At 66.1% G+C, this 20,778-nt stretch carries 20 protein-coding genes; 8 read left to right on the top strand and 12 right to left on the bottom strand.

The features are described from left to right. Window positions 1–35: 35 nt before the first annotated feature. From queF to ABS767_RS00960, 3 genes are all read left to right on the top strand, one after another. Window positions 36–482, top strand: coding sequence for a preQ(1) synthase (gene queF, locus ABS767_RS00970; RefSeq protein ID WP_408076492.1), 447 nt, complete (start codon window positions 36–38; stop codon window positions 480–482). A gap of 139 nt (window positions 483–621) precedes the next feature. Beyond that, complete coding sequence (locus tag ABS767_RS00965; RefSeq protein ID WP_408076491.1) at window positions 622–2,895, top strand: glycosyltransferase family 4 protein; 2,274 nt, start codon at window positions 622–624, stop codon at window positions 2,893–2,895. 34 nt (window positions 2,896–2,929) lie between these two features. Beyond that, window positions 2,930–4,210: a glycoside hydrolase family 130 protein gene (locus ABS767_RS00960; RefSeq protein ID WP_408076490.1), complete on the top strand. Its 1,281-nt coding sequence runs from the start codon at window positions 2,930–2,932 to the stop codon at window positions 4,208–4,210. 6 nt (window positions 4,211–4,216) lie between these two features. Here the strand turns inward: ABS767_RS00960 and ABS767_RS00955 are convergent, their stop codons facing one another. The 4 genes from ABS767_RS00955 to hflK all read right to left on the bottom strand — a co-directional run bounded on the left by ABS767_RS00955 (window position 4,217) and on the right by hflK (window position 9,629). Further along, window positions 4,217–5,878 carry a helicase HerA-like domain-containing protein gene (locus ABS767_RS00955; protein ID WP_408076489.1) on the bottom strand — a complete coding sequence of 554 codons (1,662 nt, stop codon included), beginning with the start codon at window positions 5,876–5,878 and terminating at the stop codon, window positions 4,217–4,219. A gap of 62 nt (window positions 5,879–5,940) precedes the next feature. Then, complete coding sequence (locus ABS767_RS00950) at window positions 5,941–7,455, bottom strand: DegQ family serine endoprotease (RefSeq protein ID WP_408078630.1); 1,515 nt, start codon at window positions 7,453–7,455, stop codon at window positions 5,941–5,943. A 153-nt stretch (window positions 7,456–7,608) separates the two neighbouring features. Then, on the bottom strand, window positions 7,609–8,472 hold the full coding sequence (gene hflC, locus ABS767_RS00945) for a protease modulator HflC (RefSeq protein WP_408076488.1): 864 nt from the start codon (window positions 8,470–8,472) through the stop codon (window positions 7,609–7,611). Next, a complete protein-coding gene (hflK, locus tag ABS767_RS00940) occupies window positions 8,469–9,629 on the bottom strand; it encodes a protease modulator HflK (RefSeq protein ID WP_408076487.1) in 1,161 nt (386 codons plus the stop codon). Before hflK ends, hflC begins: the two co-directional genes overlap by 4 nt. A 70-nt stretch (window positions 9,630–9,699) precedes the next feature. Between hflK and ABS767_RS00935 the strand changes: the two genes are divergently transcribed. Further along, window positions 9,700–10,662: an Mrp/NBP35 family ATP-binding protein gene (locus ABS767_RS00935; RefSeq protein ID WP_408076486.1), complete on the top strand. Its 963-nt coding sequence runs from the start codon at window positions 9,700–9,702 to the stop codon at window positions 10,660–10,662. Window positions 10,663–10,665: 3 nt separating this feature from the next. Beyond that, window positions 10,666–11,106 (top strand): CoA-binding protein, encoded by a 441-nt coding sequence (locus ABS767_RS00930; RefSeq protein WP_408076485.1) that lies wholly within the window; start codon window positions 10,666–10,668, stop codon window positions 11,104–11,106. Here ABS767_RS00930 and ABS767_RS00925 read toward each other — a convergent pair. After that, window positions 11,071–12,231, bottom strand: coding sequence for a kynureninase/PvdN C-terminal domain-containing protein (locus tag ABS767_RS00925; protein ID WP_408076484.1), 1,161 nt, complete (start codon window positions 12,229–12,231; stop codon window positions 11,071–11,073). The two genes, ABS767_RS00930 and ABS767_RS00925, sit on opposite strands and share 36 nt — an antisense overlap. Then, the gene (locus tag ABS767_RS00920; RefSeq protein WP_408076483.1) at window positions 12,228–12,992 is read right to left on the bottom strand and encodes a tryptophan 2,3-dioxygenase; all 765 of its coding nucleotides are present in this window, start codon (window positions 12,990–12,992) and stop codon (window positions 12,228–12,230) included. Before ABS767_RS00920 ends, ABS767_RS00925 begins: the two co-directional genes overlap by 4 nt. A gap of 209 nt (window positions 12,993–13,201) precedes the next feature. Here ABS767_RS00920 and ABS767_RS00915 point away from each other — a divergent pair, with 209 nt between their 5' ends. Further along, window positions 13,202–14,020 (top strand): hypothetical protein, encoded by an 819-nt coding sequence (locus ABS767_RS00915; protein ID WP_408076482.1) that lies wholly within the window; start codon window positions 13,202–13,204, stop codon window positions 14,018–14,020. A 43-nt stretch (window positions 14,021–14,063) separates the two neighbouring features. On the opposite strand, the gene dapD is transcribed toward ABS767_RS00915, so the two are convergent. Together dapD and ABS767_RS00905 are read right to left on the bottom strand one after the other, a co-directional pair. Further along, on the bottom strand, window positions 14,064–14,867 hold the full coding sequence (gene dapD, locus ABS767_RS00910; RefSeq protein WP_408076481.1) for a 2,3,4,5-tetrahydropyridine-2,6-dicarboxylate N-succinyltransferase: 804 nt from the start codon (window positions 14,865–14,867) through the stop codon (window positions 14,064–14,066). Next, a complete protein-coding gene (locus tag ABS767_RS00905; protein WP_408076480.1) occupies window positions 14,864–15,529 on the bottom strand; it encodes a pyrimidine 5'-nucleotidase in 666 nt (221 codons plus the stop codon). Before ABS767_RS00905 ends, dapD begins: the two co-directional genes overlap by 4 nt. A 221-nt stretch (window positions 15,530–15,750) precedes the next feature. Between ABS767_RS00905 and ABS767_RS00900 the strand changes: the two genes are divergently transcribed. Then, a complete protein-coding gene (locus ABS767_RS00900; protein WP_408076479.1) occupies window positions 15,751–16,434 on the top strand; it encodes a tetratricopeptide repeat protein in 684 nt (227 codons plus the stop codon). Window positions 16,435–16,447: 13 nt separating this feature from the next. On the opposite strand, the gene ABS767_RS00895 is transcribed toward ABS767_RS00900, so the two are convergent. The 4 genes from ABS767_RS00895 to ABS767_RS00880 are packed head-to-tail and all read right to left on the bottom strand — an operon-like array spanning window position 16,448 to window position 20,307. Further along, on the bottom strand, window positions 16,448–16,939 hold the full coding sequence (locus ABS767_RS00895; protein WP_408076478.1) for a hypothetical protein: 492 nt from the start codon (window positions 16,937–16,939) through the stop codon (window positions 16,448–16,450). Further along, on the bottom strand, window positions 16,936–17,826 hold the full coding sequence (locus ABS767_RS00890) for a hypothetical protein (protein WP_408076477.1): 891 nt from the start codon (window positions 17,824–17,826) through the stop codon (window positions 16,936–16,938). Before ABS767_RS00890 ends, ABS767_RS00895 begins: the two co-directional genes overlap by 4 nt. A gap of 43 nt (window positions 17,827–17,869) precedes the next feature. Beyond that, window positions 17,870–18,790 (bottom strand): EamA family transporter, encoded by a 921-nt coding sequence (locus ABS767_RS00885; protein ID WP_408076476.1) that lies wholly within the window; start codon window positions 18,788–18,790, stop codon window positions 17,870–17,872. Beyond that, complete coding sequence (locus ABS767_RS00880; protein WP_408078629.1) at window positions 18,787–20,307, bottom strand: fumarate hydratase; 1,521 nt, start codon at window positions 20,305–20,307, stop codon at window positions 18,787–18,789. Before ABS767_RS00880 ends, ABS767_RS00885 begins: the two co-directional genes overlap by 4 nt. 73 nt (window positions 20,308–20,380) lie before the next feature. Here ABS767_RS00880 and ABS767_RS00875 point away from each other — a divergent pair, with 73 nt between their 5' ends. After that, window positions 20,381–20,773 (top strand): hypothetical protein, encoded by a 393-nt coding sequence (locus ABS767_RS00875; RefSeq protein ID WP_408076475.1) that lies wholly within the window; start codon window positions 20,381–20,383, stop codon window positions 20,771–20,773. The last annotated feature ends 5 nt before the right edge of the window (window positions 20,774–20,778 follow it).

Raw genomic sequence — 20,778 nt, 5'->3', positions numbered from 1 at the left:
TTTCCGAATCGCCGGCAAATGCCTAAATGGCGCGCATGACACCCAAGCATCTTGGCCAGCACAGCGCACTCCCCGCCACTCCCGAAGAGGCAGTGCTCGACTATGTCCCCAATCCGCGCGCCGGAACCGACTATCTGGTCCGGTTCGCCGCGCCCGAATTCACCTCGCTCTGTCCGATCACGGGCGCGCCCGATTTCGCGCATCTGGTGATCGACTATGTGCCGGGTGACACGATCGTCGAATCGAAATCGCTCAAGCTGTTCCTCGGCGCGTTCCGCAACCATGGCGCATTCCATGAGGATTGCACGGTCGGCATCGGCCAGCGCCTGTTCGACGAGATGAAGCCCAAATGGCTGCGCATCGGCGGCTATTGGTACCCGCGCGGCGGCATTCCGATCGACGTTTTCTGGCAATCGGGTTCGCCGCCTGAGGGCGTCTGGGTGCCCGCCCAAGATGTTCCGGGGTATCGCGGACGCGGTTGAGCGCGCGATTCAGACCCTTTATCGCGAGTCGCGATGTTGCATTGCAGCAACGATGCAACCATAGTGAAACATCAACGTTTGGAGAGTCATCGCCCGAAATGCCGGGCTGGCAGATGTTGCCGATGCGAAGGAACACGGAATGGAGCACGGGTCGCAGCTTCCACGCCTAGTCGATCATATCGCCCTGATCGGCAACTTCGTCCCGCGCAAATGTGGGCTTGCGACCTTCACCACCGATAGTTTCGCTGCGATGCGAAACCGCTATCCGGGTATGCGCGTCGACGTCTACGCGATGAACGACCGCGCCGAAGGCTATGCCTATCCGCCCGAAGTGACCGCGACGATCCCGCAACACGATCGTGCCGCCTATCTCGATACCGCACGTGCGATCGAGGCGTCGGGTGCGCAGGCGATTTGGGTTCAACACGAATACGGCATCTATGGCGGCGCTGCGGGCGAGCATCTGATCGCGCTGCTCGACCGGACGACTTTGCCGGTCATCGCCACGCTTCATACGGTGCTGGAGCGGCCGAGCGCCGATGAACGGCGCGTGATGGAGGCGCTGCTGCGCCGCGCCGCGCGGGTGATCGTCATGGCGGAAAAGGGCCGCGACATCCTGCGCCGTGCGCATGGCGCAGACATGCGCAAGGTTGCGGTGGTTCCGCACGGCGTGCCCGATCGCATGCTGGTGGAGCCGGACACGATGAAGGCCCGGTTCGGATGGAGCGGGCGCGAGGTCATCCTGACCTTCGGCCTGCTGGCGCCGAGCAAGGGCATCGAGACGATGATCGAGGCGATGCCCGCCATCGTCGCGCGTCATCCCGATGCGCTGTATGTTATCCTGGGCGCAACACACCCCAATCTGGTCGCGCACGAGGGGGAGGCGTATCGCGATCGGCTTCATGCGCTCGCGGCAACGCTCGGGATCGAGCGGAACCTTGCCTTCGTCGACGCCTTTGTCGAGCAGGAGGAACTGCTCGACTATCTTCAGGCGGCGGACGTCTACGCGACGCCCTATCCCAATCCCGCGCAGATCACGTCGGGCACGCTGTCCTATGCAGTGGCGATGGGTAAGCCGGTCGTTTCGACGCCCTATGTCCATGCGACCGAAATCCTGTCGGATAATCATGGCGTCCTCGTCGGGTTCAACGACAGCGCCGCATTCGCGCAGGCGATCATCGGATTGCTGGACGATTCCGCCGAACGTTCTGCGCTGGCCCAGCGGGCTTATGCGCGCGGCCGGACGATGATCTGGCCGCGAATTGCCGAGGCGGTGGCCGGCCTGTTGGCGAAGGTGCGCGACAGTCGTCCCCAGCGGATCGGCGCGGCGCCAGCCCCTGCCGCTAATCTCACTCCCGATTTTCGCGCCGTCGAACGGATGAGCGATGCGACCGGCATGCTGCAGCATTCGATCCACGCGGTTCCGGATCGGCGCCACGGCTATTGCATCGACGACAATGCCCGCGCGCTGATCCTGATACATCGTATCGACCCGCTGGACGAGAGCACGCGCGACCGCTGGACCAGCGTCTATGCGGCGTTCGTGCAATATGCGTGGAATCCGGATCATCGACGGTTCCGCAATTTCATGCGCTTCGACCGCACCTGGTGCGAGGACCAGGGGTCGGAAGATTCGAACGGCCGGGCGCTATGGGCATTGGGTGTCACCGCATCCGAAGCGCGCGACCGCAAATATCGCGACTGGGCGCGAATCCTGTTCGATGAAACCGCGTCGATCAGCCTCGAATTCCAGAGCCCGCGCGCCTGTGCCTTCGCGATGCTGGGAGCGGCGGCGATGCTCGAAGCGCATCCCGGTCATGGCCTTTCCACGCGTATCCTGGAGCGATTCGGCGGCGAGTTAATGGCGTTGCTGGACGAAGCGCGACGTCCCGAATGGGAATGGTTCGAGATCGTGCTGGCGTATGACAATGCGAGATTGCCGGAAGCGCTGATTCGCGCAGGTCATGCGCTCGAGCGTGACGACCTGCTGGCCTGCGGCTTGTCGACCCTCAACTGGATCGTCGCACGCCAAACCTCGCCCGAGGGGCGGTTTCGCGCCGTCGGCACCGAAAGCTTCGGCCGTGCCTATGCGGAGCCGGCGCAGTTCGACCAGCAGCCGCTGGAGGCACAGGCGACGATCGACGCGTGTTCCGCCGCATTTGCGGCGACGGGCGACGGACATTGGGAACGGGAAGCGAACCGTGCCTATCGCTGGTATCTGGGGCAGAACGACCTCGACCTCCCGCTCGCCAGTGTCGCCGACGGGGGATGTTTCGACGGGCTCAATCCGCATGGCCTGAATCGAAATCAGGGGGCGGAGTCGATCCTGGCATTGCAACTCGCCAATTGCGCGATATCCGCACTTTCGCGGCGCGCCCAAAACGTGGCAGACCCGGAGCCGGCCGCAGCTTAACAAGCTCGGTCTGTTATCAGTCCCGGGGGACGCATTGCTCGATCTGTATCATCACCCGTTGCGCCTTCATGCGGATCCGTCGCGCGTGGTGGTCCGTCCGTTTCATATCGGCTGGCAGTCGACCAACGGCGCGCCGAGCCGGACCGAACGCCTGGTCCAGGCCGTGCTCGACATGTCGCCCGGGGAAGCGCGCGCTCAGCTTGCCGCGGTGCTCAAGGATTTCGAGGCTCGCCACTGGCAGACGCGCCGCGTGTTCATGACCCGATATGACGAGATCGAGACGCAGATGCGCCTCGACGGCGCGACGATCGGCGACGAGAAGCGCCAGTTGATCGGCGCCTATTTCTGTCACGAATACAGCTATGCCGCCGCGGCGCTGATGAACCCCAGCGCGGTCCCGCATTATGACCAGACGGGCATGCCCAAAGGGTCGTTGCGGATCCTGATGAGCCTGCGTGCGGTGGGCGAGGGGCATATTTCGTCGGTGGCGTTCCGCGAAGGGATCATCACCAACAAGAACGAGATGAAGCTCGCGCCCGAGCCTCCCTTCGCAACCGCTGCCGATGCGCGCGGGGATGAGGAGCGGGTTCCCGAGGGCCCGGTAAAGATCTATCGCCATCGCGATTCGACGCTGTCCGGCACCCTGCTGTTTCCGATCACCCACGCTCAGTCGAACGGGCTGGAAGACATGCGGCTGACGCATTTCCGACATGACGACGGCAGCGAGGAGTGGCTGGGTACCTATACCGCCTATAACGGGTCGCAGATTCAGTCGGAGATGCTGCGCACGCGCGACTGGCGCGAATTCGATCTGGTGCCGATGACCGGGAGTGCCTCGCGCAACAAGGGCATGGGGCTGTTCCCGCGCCAGGTGAACGGCAAGTACATGATGATCGGGCGGCAGGACGGGGAGAATATCTTTCTGATCGAATCCGACCGCCTGACCCATTGGGACGAGGGGGTGAAGCTCATCACGCCGAAATTCCCGTGGGAGCTGGTCCAGATGGGCAATTGCGGTCCGCCGATCGAGCTCGACGAAGGCTGGCTGATGCTCACGCATGGCGTGGGTGCGATGCGCAAATATTCGATCGGCGCAGCGCTGCTCGACAAGGACGATCCGTCAAAGGTGATCGGCCGGACGAGGGAGCCGATCCTGGCCGCGGCGAGCGAAGACCGCGAGGGCTATGTCCCCAACGTGGTCTATTCGTGTGGCGCGCTGCGCCACGGGGAATCGATTTTTATCCCCTATGGCGTCGCGGACAGTTCGGTCGCGTTTGCGTTCGTGTCGATCAAGTCGCTGCTGGCGGTGATGTAGGGGGCGTCACCGCCCCTTGAACAGCCCGCCCAGGATGCCGCGCACCACGCCGCCGATCACGCTGGCGCCGACGCCGCTCTTCTTGCCGAAGATCGCCTTGGAGACTTCGCCCGCAACGGCACGGCCGGCGGCGCTGGAGGCGGACTGGGTGGCGGATCTGACCGCGCGGTTCCAGGGACTGTTAGCTGCCTCGCGCTCCGCCTTGCGTCGGGCCTGCTCTTCCAGCCGGGCTTGACGATCCATCTCGCGCTGGGCGGCGAGTCGCTGACGCTCGGCCTCCTTGGCGGCGCGCGCATCTTCCTTGGCGCGCGCCAGTTCCGCCTTTTCGGCTTCGTCCTGGGCCCTGGCCTCGGCGGCTGCGGCGGTCGCCTCGATCGTCTTTGCCGTGAGCAGTTCCTCGGCCGACTCGCGGTCGATGCGGGTGTCGTATTTGTCCCCGACCAGATCGGTATCGATCAGCACGCGGCGCTCGTCTGGCGTCACTGGACCGACGCGGCCGCGCGGCGGCTTGATCAGCGTGCGTTGGACCGGGGAGGGCGCGCCGTCCGCCATCAGCACCGACACCAGCGCCTCGCCCACCTTCAACTCGGTGATCGCGGTTTCGACGTCGATATCGGGATTGGCGCGAAAGGTCTCGGCGGCCGCTTTGATCGCCTTCTGCTCGCGCGGGGTGAAGGCGCGCAGCGCGTGCTGGATGCGGTTGCCAAGCTGTCCGGCGACGTCCTCGGGAATATCGATCGGATTCTGCGTGACGAAATAGACGCCGACGCCCTTCGACCGGATCAGGCGCACGACCTGCTCCACCTTGTCGAGCAACGCCTTCGGCGCCTCGTCGAACAGCAGATGCGCCTCGTCGAAAAAGAAGACGAGCTTCGGCTTGTCGGGATCGCCGACCTCCGGAAGGCTTTCGAACAATTCGGACAGCAGCCACAGCAGGAAGGTAGCGTAGAGCCGCGGTGAGGCCATCAGCTTGTCGGCTGCGAGAAGGTTGACCACGCCCTGGCCATTTTCGTCGGTCTTGATCAAATCCTGAATGCTGAGCGCCGGTTCGCCGAAGAAATGCTCGCCGCCCTGGCTGCGCAGCTGGAGCAATTGCCGCTGGATCGCGCCGACCGACGCCTTGGCGACATTGCCGTAGCGGGCGCTGATCTCGTCGGCGCGCTCGCTGCAATGGACCAGCATCGCTTGGAGATCGTCGAGGTCGAGCAGCAACAATCCGTCGTCATCGGCGACGTGAAAGGCGATCGTCAGCACGCCTTCCTGCGTGTCGTTGAGGCCCATCAGTCGGGCGAGCAGCAGTGGACCCATTTCGGAGATGGTGGTGCGGATCGGGTGACCCTGTTCGCCGAACAGGTCCCAGAACTGGACCGGGACGGCCGCATAGTGCCATTCGGTATAGCCGATCTCGGCCGCGCGCTTGCTGAAGGGTTCGTGCGTTTTGGCGGTAGGCGATCCCGCCATGGCGACGCCGGACAGGTCGCCCTTCACATCGGCGGCGAAGACCGGCACGCCAGCGCGACTAAAGCTTTCGGCAAGACCCTGCAGCGTCACGGTCTTGCCGGTGCCCGTCGCGCCGGCGATGAGCCCGTGCCGGTTGGCGCGCTTGAGCACGAGCGCCTGCGGCTCGCCGCCGCCAACCCCGATGAACAGATCGTCTTCCCCCGTCATGCCACGCTCCCGGTGTTCAGGAGCGCAGCATTAAGGGCAAAAGGACATGAGGTCAGCGAAAATCAGTCGGCGAGATCGACCGCGAAATAGCCGCCCGCGCCGCCGCGGCGGGTGACATAGAGCAGCACCTGGCCCGAGCCGCTGCGCTTCGCCTCGCCGACGATCCGTGCGACATCCGCAGGTGTCGTAACCGGCGTCCGATTGATCGACACGATCACGTCGCCGCGGCGCAACTGCTTCTGGGCGGCGTCGCTCGAAGGGTCGACGCCGACGATGACGACGCCCTTCATGTCGGGATCGACGCCGATGCTGCGCGCGATCTGTGGCGTCAGCGCGGCTACGTTGAGGCCGAGCGACGCGGTTGCGCTCTGCTGGGTGTCGTCTTCACCCGGCGCGCCTTCGTCGGCGTCCGGGTCGAAACCCTGAAGCTGTTCGACCGGCGGGCGGGTTCCGACCGTTACCTGGACCGTCACCGGTTTCCCGTCGCGGATCAGCTCGATCGGCACGCGGCTGCCGGGGCGGAGCGCGCCGGCGAGATAGGACAGGGTGGTGTCGGGCGTGACCTCCTTGCCGTCCACCTTCATGATGATGTCGCCCTGCTTGATCCCGGCCTTGGCCGCGGCCTCGCCCGGTTCGACCCGGCTGATCAGTTCGCCCCTGCCCTTGGGCACGCCGAACGACTTGGCGAGATCTTCGGTCAGCGGCTGGATGCCGACGCCGAGATAGCCGCGTTCGATCTTGTCCCCCTTCATCAGCGTGTCGATGATCGGCTTCGCCTCGGTCGCGGGAATTGCAAAGCCGATACCGACATTGCCCCCGGTGGGCGACAGGATCTGCGAGTTGATGCCGATCACGTTGCCGTTGAGATCGAACATCGGGCCGCCGGAATTGCCCCGGTTGATCGAGGCATCGGTCTGGATGAAGCGATCGAGCGGGCCGCCCTGGCCGGTGACGCGATGCAGGGCGGAGATGATGCCAGCGGTCACCGATCCGCCGAGGCCGAACGGGTTGCCGATCGCCACGACCCAGTCGCCGACGCGCGATTGATTCGAATCGCCGAACTTCACGAAGGGGAGATTGGCGCCTTCGATCTTGAGCACGGCGAGATCGGATTCGGGATCGCGACCGATCAGCTTGGCGGTATATTCGCGGCGATCGGACAGCGTGACCTTGATCGATTCCACCACCGCGCCGCGCTGGCCGGCCGAGATCACATGGTTGTTGGTCACCACATAGCCGTCAGCGGAAATGATAAAGCCCGAACCCAGCGATTCGGCCTGGCGCGTCACGGGGCGGCCACCGCCCTGCTGTCCGCCGAACAGATCGCCGAACGGCGTGCCCGCGAACGGATTGGTCTGGACCTGCACGCGCTGCGTGGTCGAGATGTTGACCACCGCAGGCTGGAGCTTCGCGACCATGTCGGCAAAGCTCATCGGTGCGCCGACGCGCGGACTGGCCGCCTGGATCGCGCCCGGCTCGTTCTGCGCTGTCTGCGCGCCTGCCGGATTCTGGAGCACCAGCGCGGCACTCGCGCCGCCGACTAGAAGAGCGGAGGTGATCGCATAAGCGTAGCGCACGGGGGTCTTTCCTTTGGTCATATGGCCTTTGGTCATGTCGCCCTTGGCGGGCATGGGATCGGTCATGTGTATTACTCGCCTAGGATAGCTGAACGGCGATTGAATATGAACGAACCGAAAGCCATCGGGGTCCGGTCCGTTCCTGACATTCGTTTACCTGCTACGCCCCCTGAATTCGCGCAGATAGTCGTTGTCCGGCGACAGGATGATCGACGTCTCGCCATTCGCGTCGCGGCCATTGCCGATGAACGTCGTGCGATAGGACTGCATCGCGCGCCAGAAATCGTAGAATTGCGGATCCTTGTTGAACGCGGTCGCATAGATTTCCGCCGCCTTCGCGTCGGCTTCGGCGCGGATGATCTGCGCATCCTTCTGCCCGTTCGCGCGGATCGTCGTCGCTTCCTGCTGACGCGCGGTCGCCATGCGGTTCAGCGCCGATTGCAGCGGGCTGCCGTCGGGCAGGTCGGCATGCTTGATCCGCACATCGACGATCTCGACACCATACTGGCTGGCATAGCGCTGAAGCCCGGCCTGGATATTGTCCATCACAGCGGTCCGTTCGGGGCTGAGCAACGATGCGAACGGTCGTTTGCCAAGTTCCGCGCGCAGCGCCGAGCCAAACAGCGGGCTGAGCTGCGAGGCGACGCGGGTCTCGCTCCCGGCCGTCACCACCATGCGCAGCGGATCGACGACGCGAAAGCGTGCAAAGGCGTCAACCTCGAGCCGCAACTGATCGGTCGAGAGCACCGGCTGGTTTTCCAGGTCGATGTCGAGCACGCGCTTGTCGACCCACACCACGCGCTGGAGGAACGGGATTTTGACCTTGGGGCCAGCGTCGGTGCTGCGCCCGAACTGCTCGCCCGGCCTGTATGCGTTGATCGTCCGCACCGGCTGTTCGAGCTGCAGGATTACGGCCTGCTTCGTCTCGGGAACGATGAACACCGTGTTGAGCAGGACGAAGAGCAGCACGAGGGCGAGGCCGCCGAACAGGATCGGCCGGCTTATGATCGCGTTCATTGCTGACCTCCCTGCTGCTGGCCTTGCTGGGCCTGCTGGCCCTGCTGCACCGACGGCTGAGTGGTCGATCCCCCGCGCGCGGCGGGAAGCGGGAGGTAGGGGGTTACCCCCGGGGCCTCCACGATGGTCTTGTTCGATTTGGCCAGCACGGCCTCCATGGTCTCGTAATAGAGGCGACGACGGGTAACTTCGGGCGCCAGTCGATATTGTTCGTAGATCTTGTCGAACTCGGTGGCAGCGCCCTGCGCCAGCGCGGTCACCTGCTGCGCATAGGCACGGGCACGGTTGCGCTCGCCTTCGGCTTCCTGCTGCGCGGCGGTGACCTGCTTGAATGCCTCGTCCACGGCGGCCGGAGCGGAGGCGTTCTTGATCGATACGCCCTGAACGCGGACGCCGGAATTATAATCGTCGAGGATCGCCTGCATCGTCTGCTGAACGCGCGCCTCGATCACCGTACGACCCGGGCCAATCGCGTCGTTGAGTGACACGCCGGCCACCGCGGCGCGCATCGCGCTTTCCGCGGTCGCGCGAACGGTTTCGGTAGGCTTGGCGATCTGGAACACGAAATCTTCCGGATTGGCGATGTCCCAGCGCACCGAATAGGCGAGATCGACGATGTTCTGATCCTGGGTCAGCATCAGGTTTTCGCCACTGTTCGCCGGGAAATCCTCGTTGCGGATCGCCTGAACGTTGACCTTCTCGACCGTCGTGATCGGAGCGGGAAGCGTGAAGCGGATGCCCGGCTCCATCGTGTGCGAGTAGCGACCGAGCATTTTGACCACGCCGCGCTGTTCGGGGGCGATGACGTGCGAACTCGTGAACACGATCCAGGCAAGCACCAGCAGGCCGATCGCCACCAGGACCACGGGCTTGCCCGGCATGCCGCCCGGCAAACCATTGTTGGCGCCCCCACCACCGCCGCCGCTGCGGCGCGCGCGCTTCAGGAAATCGTCGAGGCTGCTGACATTGCCGCGACCACCCCGCTTGCCCTCGGGCGGGAAGGCCCAGGGATTGCGCGGACCGCTGCCATTTCCGTCGCCATCCTTGCCCCCATTGTCGCCGCCGCTCTTGCCGCCGCCCCAGGGACCCTTGTTCTCGTTCCACAGCGCGCCCCAAAGGCCGGGAGCGCGTGCGATCCATCCAGTCATTCTCGCCATGCAGGTCTTTATAGGGACCGCGCGGCGGATTTACAGTGGCAGCGCGCGAAAGCCGTCCTATGTGCCGCGCATGATCGATCAGACCGAACTCCAGGCCATCCTTGCACCCATCGCCGCCGGGCGGGCCACGGTGCGCGTCGAGGGAACGCGCGCCAGCATCATCCTCGATGTGACGGGGCTCCCCGATGCGGCGCAGGACGCACTCGAAGCCGACCTGCGCGCGGCGGCGAGTGTGCCGGGGATCGAGGGGGTGCGGGTCGCGCGCACGGCGCAGCGGGTGACACGCCGGATAATAGCGGTGGCGAGCGGCAAGGGCGGGGTGGGCAAGTCCACCGTTTCCGCAAACCTTGCGATCGCGCTTAGCCGGGCCGGTCGCAAGGTCGGCCTGGTCGACGCGGATATCTATGGCCCCTCCCAGCCCAGGCTGATGGGCGTCGAGGGGCGCAAGCCGGCGGCGCACGACAAGAAGCTGGTCCCGCTGGCGACGGCGTTCGGCGTGCCGATGCTGTCGATGGGCGGGCTGGTCGAGGAGGGGCAGGCGATCGCCTGGCGCGGGCCGATGGCGGCGGGGGCGCTGACGCAGCTGGTCGACGCCAATTGGGGCGCGGCGGATACGCTCGTGCTCGATCTGCCGCCCGGGACGGGCGACGTGCAGTTGACGATGATCCAGAAGCACCGGCCGACCGGCGCGGTGATCGTGTCGACGCCGCAGGATCTGGCGCTGATCGATGCGACGCGGGCGATCGATCTGTTCGCAAAGGCGGGCATTCCCATCATCGGGCTGGTGGAAAACATGGCGGGCTATGCCTGCCCGCATTGCGGCGAGATTTCCGATCCTTTCGGCACCGGCGGGGCTGAGGCGGCGGCGACGCGGCTGGGCATCCCGTTCCTCGGCCGCATCCCGCTCGACATCGCGATTCGCGCCGCATCGGATGCCGGGACGCCGCCCGCCGCCGGGAACGGGGCGGAGGCCGCGGCGTTTGCTGAGGTGGCCGGGAAGGTGAATGCCTGGCTGGAGACCCAGAAAGGCTGAACCATGCCCATCGCCACGGACGCGGAACTCAAGACGCTGCTCGAAGGGGCACGGACTATTGCGATGGTCGGGGCGAGCGACCGGCCCGCCCGGCCGAGCTATCGCGTGATGGCGATGCTGCAGGAGCATGGCTATCGCGTCATCCCGGTCAATCCGCAGATCACCGGCGAGCATCTGCACGGCGAATTCGTGTTCCGCGAGCTTGGCCAGATCGGCGAGCCGATCGACATCGTCGATATCTTTCGCAGGCCGATGGCGGCCGGGGAGGCGGTGGACGAGGCGATCGCGGTCGGCGCGAAGGCGGTGTGGATGCAGCTGGGCGTGATCAATGAGGAAGCCGCCGCGCGCGCCGAGGCGGCGGGGCTTCAGGTCGTGATGGACCGCTGTCCGGCGATCGAGATTCCGCGGCTAGGCGTCGCCAAGATCGTGCAGGACGCCGACTAGCCGCTCGACGTCGCGAGCGTCGTGGTAGAGGCCGAACCCGATCCGCAGCACGTCGCCGCGAACGTCGGTTACGATGTCCTGCTCCATCAACTTCTGCTTCCAGTCTGCGGCCTGGGGTGCGCGCAGGGCTAGGAACCTTGCGCGTGGGTCACCGCCGGGGTTGAGCAGCTCGGCTGAGGCGAGCGGGGTGTCCGGCAGGCTGGCGAGGAGCTGTTCGCGCAGCGGGGTGACATGCGCGTTGATCACTCCGGTGCTCAGTCCTTCGTCTGCGAGCATGTCACGCACGGCGACGAAGCGGTAGAGGCCGCTGGGGTCGAAGGTCGATCCCATGAAGCGCATCGCATCGGCGGCATAACCGATCCGGCCCGGCGGTGGCGCTTCGAGATCGGCGAATTCGGCGTACCAGCCGGTGATTTCGGGGCGCGGTCCGAAACCCGGCGGGCAGTGGAGAACGGCGACTCCTTCGCCCGCCATCGCATATTTATAGCCCCCGGCGAGGTAGAAGACGCGGTCGGCCACCGCTGACAGATCGGTCTCGATCGCCATGAATCCGTGATAGCCATCGACCACCACCCAAGGGCCGTCCGGGCGGGCCAAGGCGGCGAGGTCGGCAAGCGTGGCGGCGTCCAGCACCGCGCCGGTTTCGAACATCACCTGGCTGACGAAGATCAGATCGTGCTCGCCGCCGCGCGCGGCGGCGACGAAGCGCGCGTCGAAGTCCGGGCCGCGCGCGACCGTTTCCAGCCCGATCCGGCCGCTTTCGATCCAGCGCTGCGCCTGGCGGCGGAAGCTGTGGAATTCCCCGTCGCTTGCGAGGATGCGCAGCGGGCGCTCTTCGCGGGCCGAGACGATCCGGAGGATCAGGTCATGGGTATTGCCGGCGAACATCACGGTTGCGGGATCGGGGAGGCCGAGCTCTGCGGCGACATGCGCCTGCGCGGCGGGCCAGATCTCGCCCATCACCCGGTCCCATTTGCGGTCGGCGAGGCGGGCGGCGTCCTGCCATGCGGCGTGATGGCCGACGAACGACGCATCGGGCCACAGGTGGTGGCTGTGCGCGGCGAAGTGCAGCCGGTCGGGTGCGGCGGCGATCGAGCGCTGGAAGAGGTGCTTGTAGCTGCTCATAGGAGCGTCCTGAGCGACCAGAGTTCGGGGAAGGCGCGCTTGGTCAGCGTGGACTGAAGATAGGATGCGCCGGGGGTGCCGCCGGTGCCGGGCTTCATGCCGATCACGCGGGTGACCGTCAGCACATGCTTGTGGCGCCAGGTGGCGAGCGCATCGTCGATATCGACCAGCTTTTCGGCGAGCTGGTACAATTCCCAATGCGTTTCGGGAGCCCGATAGACTGCGGCCCATGCCGCCTCGACCGCGGGGTCGGCTTCGTAAGGCTGCGCCCAGTCGCGGTCGAGCGCGGTGGCGGGGACGTCGAACCCGGCGCGGGCGAGCGCAGCGTTGGCCTCGTCCCACAGGCTCTTCTGCGCACCATGAAGCTCGGTCAGCGGCCCGGGCACCCCGCCCCCGCGAAGACCGAGCATCGTTTCGACCGCGCGGAACTGATCCGACTGGAACCCGCTGCTGGTACCGAGCACGTCGCGGAACCGGGTATAGTCGCTCGGCGTCATCGTGGTCAGGATCTCCCAGGACAGCGTCATCACCGCCTGGATCCGACTGACCCGCGCCAGGCCCTTGTACGCCTCGACCAGCCGGTCGTCGCGAACGAGCCCGAGTGCGACCTCAAGCTCGGCGATCATCTGCTTGAGCCAGAGCTCCTTGGTCTGGTGGATGACGATGAACAGCAGCTCGTCATGCTCGTCCGAGATCGGGTGCTGCGCGCTGAGCAACTGATCGAGCGCGAGGTAGCGGCCATAGGTCATCGGATCGGTCATGCGCGCCGTGCCCAGACAAAACTGACGACAATGCTGACAAAAAATGCGTGTGTGAGCGATGTCTGACACGTCGATGTCGAGGGAGTTGGTTGCATGGGATACGGGTAACCCAGGCAGGGGTCTGTAGGAAACGTCTTTCGGCAGGCGGGCGTCGGAAAGTGTCAGGGGATGCGACTTGACGTGTTGCGGTTGCGGGGGAAGATCGCGCGATGCGGATCATCGGCGGCAAGGATTATTACGACGCGGGTGCGGCCTGGGGGCAGGACGAGACCGTGGTTTTCATGCGCAACGGCAAGCGGGGCTTGTCGAGCGCTGAGGTCTACGGGTCGCTGGGCGTGCCGTTCATCTCGTGCGCCGGGGGGCTGGTTCCGCCCGAGCCTGACACGGCGGCGGCGCGCAAGCGGGCACTTAACCGATATCGGCCGCTGAACGATATCGAGATCGGCGGGATCAGGCATCTACAGGACGCAGGCCGGGTCCTGTTCTGCGGGACGCTGTATAACGGCGTGCGGCTCGCGCGGGGGCGGCCGACCGAGCATGCGCGTTGGTTCTGGACCTATGACGCGATGGCCGAGTTCGCCGCCGAGCATGGCCTGGCCCTGCACGAGGGCGAAGAATTTGCCCGCGATCAGCGCGAGACCAGCCCTGTCCGCCGCCAGACGATCAGCTATCCGCACCGGATGATCCCGCTCAGCCGTTGGTTCGATCCCGTTCAGCTGACCGGTTCGGCGCGGGATGCGGTGGTGCTCGCCGGGATCACGATCGCAAGCGAAAACCCTGACATGCCCTATGTCCCCGGCCCGGAGCATGAACATCTGAACTGGGCAGTCGATCAACCGACGCTGGCCGAGATGGACTTTGCCAAGGCGCTCGACCCCTACACCGCGCATCAGGAGATCGCGATGTGGGTCGGCGGCGTGCTGCCCGCGCCGGGGCCGAAGATGGTCGAGATCACCGATGACAAGGTGAAGATCGCCAAGGCCGGGTTCCACCATCCGACCTCCTTCCGGCGCGGCAAGGGAGAGTAGGCCTTGAGACAAATCCTCCCCCTGGCGGGGGAGGATTACAACTCTAGTCGCGCAGCAGGTCGTTGATCCCGGTCTTGCTGCGGGTCTGCGCATCGACGGTCTTGACGATCACCGCGCAGTAAAGGCCCGGGCCGCCGTCCTTGCCGGGTAGCGTGCCGGGGACGACGACGGCATAGGGCGGCACTTCGCCGCGATAGACGTGACCCGTCGCGCGATCGACGATCTTGGTGCTGGCGCCGAGATAGACGCCCATCGACAGCACCGCACCCTCGCCGACGCGGACGCCCTCGGCGACTTCGGCGCGCGCGCCGATGAAGGCGCCGTCGCCGATGATCACCGGATCGGCCTGAAGCGGTTCGAGCACGCCGCCGATGCCGACGCCGCCCGACAGGTGAACATTCTTGCCGATCTGCGCGCAGCTGCCGACGGTCGCCCAGGTGTCGACCATCGTGCCCTCACCGACGAATGCGCCGATGTTCACGAAGCTGGGCATCAGCACGACGTTGCGGCCGATATGCGCGCCGTGGCGCACGACGCTGCCCGGCACCTGGCGGAAGCCGGCGTCGCGGAAGCGGGCATCGTCCCAGCCGGCGGTCTTGAGCGGTACCTTGTCGAAACCGCCATGCTCTACCTGATTGTCGTTGAGGCGGAAGGAGAGGAGGACCGCCTTTTTCAGCCACTGATTGACCTGCCAGCCACCATCCACCGGTTCGGCGACGCGCGCGTCACCGCTGTCGAGCAGGTTCAGCGCCTCCACCACTGCCTCGCGCACCGCGCCGGTCGTGGCGGTCGAGATGTTCGCGCGGTCTTCCCAGGCGGCGTCGATCGTGGCGGCGAGGTCGGTCATGCTTGCTCCTGAATGGTTTCGAGCCAGTGGCAGATGTCGTGGGTGATATGGTCGATGAAGCTGCGATCCGCGTCGGGCGCCTGTTCGGAGCCATTGTCGACCCAGACGGTGGTCATGCCGATCGCCTTGGCGGGCGCGAGGTTGCGCGCCATGTCCTCGACGAACAGCGCGCGGGCCGGGTCGATGCGATAGGCCTCGCACACGCTGGCATAGGCGTGCGGGTGCGGCTTGGGGTGGTAGGCGCTGGCGTGGACGTCGTGGATCGCCTCGAAATGCTCACGGATGCCGAGACGGTCGAGCACTTTCTGGGCATAGGGCGCGTCGGCGTTGGTGAAGACGAGCTTGCGCCCCGGCAGCTTCGCGATCGCGGCGGCGAGCGGGGCGTTGTGCTCCAGCACGTCGATTTCGATGTCATGGACGTCGGCGAGATACTCGTACGGGTCGACGCCATGATCGGCCATCAGCCCGGCGAGCGTGGTGCCGTGCGAGATGAAATAATCCTTCTGCACGCGGTGCGCGGCCTCGGCATCGAGGTTCAGCAGCCGCGCGACATAGGCACCGATGCGCTGGTTCATCTGCGCGAACAGATCGGTGCTGCCCGGATAGAGCGTGTTGTCGAGATCGAACAACCAGGCGTCGATATGGGCGAGGTCGGGGCGCATGGCGGCGCGTTTAGGGGGGATGGGGGCGCAGGGGAAGAAGGAGATCGTTGGTGCGGGCAAAGCTATGCGGATCCGATCCGCGCCGGTCGGTGACCGGAGATGCGGATGCCACGGCGTCATGCTCCGCGCTGGCCAAGGGGCGGAAGCGAGGGCAGAACCACCTTGCCGCCGGGTCGACCGCCATGCATTCATTCGGTCGAACGACGGGTCTGGGGGATTCAATGCGCCTTTTTCTGTTGCCGCTGGCGCTCGTCCTAGCTCCGGTCGTTAACGCCCAGGAGAAGGCCGACCCGGTCAAGGCCGCGCTGGCAAGCACGATGGGGCAGATCGGCGCCAAGCAGCCCGACGCCGCGCTGCGCACGATCGACGCCGTCATCCCCGGAATCGAGCGTTCGATCGAAGAGGCCCGCGCCAAGGGTGGCGTCTTCTGTGCCGTCGATATGCCCGAAGCGCTCATGTACGCGGCCATGGCAGACAAGTTGAACCAGTCGTCGACGATCATGGACGGGTCGACCTGTCAGGCATTGTTCCTGCGGGCGTATCTGCTGATTGACCTCAAGCGATTTTCAGAAGGCATCGACGCGCTCGAAAAGCTCACCGCGCTGGCGCCGCGCAACGGCCAGTATCTCGCCGAGCTTGCCTTCGCATACCGATCGACCGGCGATCTCGACAAGGCGCGGACCAACTATGAACGCGCGATCGAGGCGGGCGAGAGCACGACCGACAAGAAGCGATCGGCCCGCGTCCGTGCGCTCGGGCTGCGCGGGCTGGGCTGGGTGCTGATCGAGCAAGGCGACTGGGACGGCGCCGAGCGTGCGCTGCGTCAATCGCTCAAATTCGAGCCGGGACATGCCGGCGCCAAGTCCGAGCTGAACTACATCAAGGAAAACCGCCCGCGAAAATAGGCGCGGGTGGCGCTCAGATGTCGCGCGGGCGATAGGGCCGCGCGCCGATCGTGGCGGTCAGGAACTCCAGGATCGCATCGCGATCCGCGCGCCCGTTGCGGCGGCCGCCAACGAGCATGATGCCGCCCATGACCAGCATCAGGGCGGGGACCCCCACGAACGCGAAGCCGATCGGTTGCGCCCCGGCGGCGACCATGATTACCCCGACCAGCAGGAACAGCAGGACGAAGGTGAACCAGCAGCCCATGAACACCGACGCGCTGCGCGGCGCGCCGATGCGTCCGCGGATGCGCGTGCCCCCGGCATGCGGCTCCATCGTCGCACGAAGCATCGTCTTGAAGTCGTTTCGGAAATTGGGGCGATGGACCCACAGCACCATCTCATGCTCGGTGCCGTTGCCGGTAACCCGCCGTGGCGAGGCGAAGTGCAGCACGGGATCGACCGCATCCTTGAGCCGCGTGGCGCAGGCGATCGGCGCGTGCGGGGAGACCAGGTCGATCTTCATGGAAGCGGAGCGGGGGGGTCGATGTCGGTGATCCAGTCCCAGAAACAGCGGCTTTTCGGCGTGAGCTTGAGCGCCTCGTTCATCGCCTCGACCGCGCGGGGGGGCAGAGCGGTGACGAACGCGCCCTGATCGACCCACAGCCACGCGAAGCGGCGGTCGGGCGGCATGTGCGCGGCGAGGGCGCGGTGGAGGCCGAGCGGGAAATAATTGAAATGATGATCCTCGGTGACGGACAGAGGCATGCCGTTGATCGTCAGGGTCGCGCTGGTGCGGACGGTGCGCGCGTCGGCGTCGACAATGTCCTGCGCGACTCGAAGGTCGGCGATCACGAGCGCGCCGACGGACAGCCGCTCGAGGTCGCGGATCATCGCTTCGATGCGCTCAGCCGGGGTTTCGACCTGAATGTCGTGGAAAGCGAGGGTGGCGAAGTGCGGCGCGGGGTCGAAGCCCGGATGGTAATAGTCGGCCTCTTGCAATGCGAGCAGGATGACGTCGGGCTGGATCGACCACCCCATTTCCGCTGCGCCCGCGTAGAGCAAAGCGGGGTCGGGCGGGGTGGTCGCGAAGACGCCCGCCTGGGCCATCACCTTGACCACGCGGCGAACCTGTACCTGTTTGTTGACGGAGAGCTCGGGAAGCGGGCCCTTGTGGTGGACGGGCTTGATGCGTTGACCGCGCGGGGCGCTGCGTCGGGTGCGCGACCGGGGAGCGATCGTCCAGCCCATCACCAGCGCGACGCTGGCGACCAGACCGAGCGTGCCGAAGGCGAGAGCGAACCAGCCGACCCAGTCGAGCGATCCCTTGGCGATGAGAATGCCGACCGGGATGGCGATGAAGACGAGGCTGGAGAGGCCGGGTGCGAGTGCCTCCGAAATCGGTTGTCGCATGTCGCTTTCCCCCAGCCCGCGAACTATGGCCTTCGTAGCGTTTCTACAGCGTTCCCGCCAGTGCGGCGACGACCCCGGCGGTGACCAGTACGAGTCCCGTAACCTCGCTGCGCGAGACGCGTTCGCCGAGATAGAAACGACCGAATGCCATGGTGAAGGCGACCTCGATCTGGCCGACCACGCGGACGAGCGCGACGGGCGCGGTGGCGAAGCCGGTGAACCAGCAGGCCGAGCCGAGCGCGGAGAGCAGACCGACCTGGCCCGAGACGCGCCAGCTGCGCAGCACGGAAGCGACCTGATCGCGTTCGCGCCAGACGAGGAATGCACCCTGCATCGCCGTCTGGAGCGCGACGGTGACGGCTAGCACGATCAGCGCGGCGCGGATCGGATCGGGGGTGTCGACCTGAACCGTCGCGCTGCGGATCGCGATGGCGGTGAGCGCGAAGAAGAAGCCCGAGGCGATACCGAAACGCGCACCGGCTTCGCCGAGCGCGCGGAGCAGCGCGCCCGGCGTCATGCGCTTGCCGCCGGCGGACAGGATCATCACCCCGGCGACGCCGAGTGCGATGCCGAGCCAGCCGAGCAGATTGAGATGCTCACCCAGCAGGACGATCGACAGGAGCGCGCTCTGGGCGGCCTCGGTCTTCGAATAGGCGGTGCCGACGACGAAGTTGCGCTGGTCGAACGCCATCAGGAGGAGGTTGGTGGCGACGATCTGCGCGAGCCCGCCGCCGAGGCAATAGACGAGGAACCAAGGGCCGAGCGCAGGGAAGACGGCGGGGGCGATGAGCCATTGACAGGCTGCCGCCATCACCAGCGCGACGGGGAGGCCGTAGAGATAGCGGACCAGCCCCGCTGCGTTGATCGAAAGATCGCGGCTCACCCGCCGCTGGACCGCGGTGCGCCACGGCTGGAACAGCGCGGCGAGGAGCGTGGCGGGGAGCCAGATCGGCGAGGCGATCATGCCCCCTGCAGCAGCCCTTCCTTCGCGATCTTGTCCTTCCACACGAGCGGGGCGAGCTGGTGGACGTTGTTGCCCTCCGCATCGACCGCGACCGTTACCGGGAAGTCCTGCACCTCGAACTCGTAGATCGCTTCCATGCCGAGGTCTTCGAACCCGACGACCTTCGACCCCTTGATCGCGCGGGCGACGAGGTAGGCGGCGCCGCCGACGGCCATCAGGTACGCGCTCTTCGCGTCGCGGATTGCGTCGGTGGCGGCGGGGCCGCGTTCGGCCTTGCCGACCATCGCGAGCAGTCCCTGGTCGAGCATCATGCGCGTGAACTTGTCCATGCGCGTGGCCGTGGTGGGGCCGGCGGGGCCGACCACTTCCTCGCCCACCGGATCGACCGGACCGACATAATAGATGACGCGGCCCTTGAACTCGACCGGCAACTCCTCGCCCGCCGCGAGCATGTCGGCGATGCGCTTGTGCGCGGCGTCGCGGCCGGTGAGCATCTTGCCGTTGAGCAGCAGGCGGTCGCCCTGTTTCCAGCTCTGCACGACTTCGGGAGTCAACGTGTCGAGGTCGACGCGGATCGCGGCTTTGTCGGGCGTCCAGTCGACGTCCGGCCATTCTTCGAGCTTCGGCGCTTCGAGATAGGCGGGGCCCGATCCGTCGAGGGTAAAGTGCGCGTGGCGGGTCGCGGCGCAATTGGGGATCATCGCCACCGGCTTGCCCGCGGCGTGGCAGGGGGCGTCCATGATCTTGACGTCGAGGATGGTCGCGAGGCCGCCCAGCCCCTGCGCGCCGATGCCGAGCGCGTTGACCTTGTCGAAAATCTCGATGCGCAGCGCCTCGAGATCGGTCTGCGGGCCGCGCGCCTTGAGGCTGGCCATGTCGATCTGCTCCATCAGCGCCTTTTTGGCGAGGAGGACGCAATGCTCCGCGGTGCCGCCGATGCCGATGCCGAGCATGCCGGGCGGGCACCAGCCGGCCCCCATCTGCGGCAGCATTTCCAGCACCCAGTCGACGATCGAGTCGCTGGGGTTCATCATCTTGAACTTGGACTTGTTCTCGCTGCCGCCGCCCTTGGCCGCAACGTCGACATGCACCTTGTCGCCCGGAACCAGGTCGACGTGCAGCACGCAGGGGGTGTTGTCGCGGGTGTTGCGACGGGTGAAGGCGGGATCGGCGAGGACCGAGGCGCGCAGCTTGTTCTCGGGGTTCAGATAGGCGCGGCGGACGCCTTCATCGACCACATCCTGAAGCGATCGCGAGGTGTCGTCGAGGCGGCAGTCCATGCCCCATTTGACGAAGACGTTGACGATGCCGGTGTCCTGGCAGATCGGGCGATGCCCCTCGGCGCACATGCGGCTGTTGGTCAGGATCTGGGCGATCGCGTCCTTCGCCGCGGGGGACTGTTCGGCCTCATACGCCACGCCCAGCGCGCGGATATAGTCCATCGGGTGATAGTAGCTGATGAACTGAAGCGCGTCGGCGACGCTGTCGATGAGGTCGTCGGTCTTGATCGGTACCATTGCCTGTCCCTGGGTCATTTTGACCCACCCTTTAGCCGATGACAGCGCGCTTTCCAGCCGCTAACGGCGCGGTGTGCTTCGGGGGCTGATCCTTTCCCATCCGCGGATCGCGGCGGCGTTGGTGCTGCTCGCGCTGGCGGTCAAGCTGGCGGTTCCGGCCGGGTTCATGCCGGTCGCGCAGTCGGGCAAGATCCTGGTGATGGTCTGCACCGGCATGGGTCAGCAGCAGATGGAGATCGACGTCCCCGGCATGCCGGCCAAGGAGGACGGGGCGACCCGCACCGCCGGCCAGCCCTGTGCCTTTGCCGGGCTGGCGATGCCGATGTTGCCGGGCGCGGACCCGCTGCTGCTCGCGGCGGCGCTGGTCTTCATCCTGGCGCTGGGCTTCCTCGCGCTCGCGCTGCCGCGTGTCGCGCGCGCGCGGCACGCGTGGCCACCCCTGCGCGGTCCGCCCGCTCTTTCCTGACAGTT

Source organism: Sphingomonas plantiphila, from assembly GCF_046000505.1.
Lineage (GTDB): Bacteria > Pseudomonadota > Alphaproteobacteria > Sphingomonadales > Sphingomonadaceae > Sphingomonas > Sphingomonas plantiphila.
This window is presented reverse-complemented; position numbering and strand designations above follow the sequence as displayed.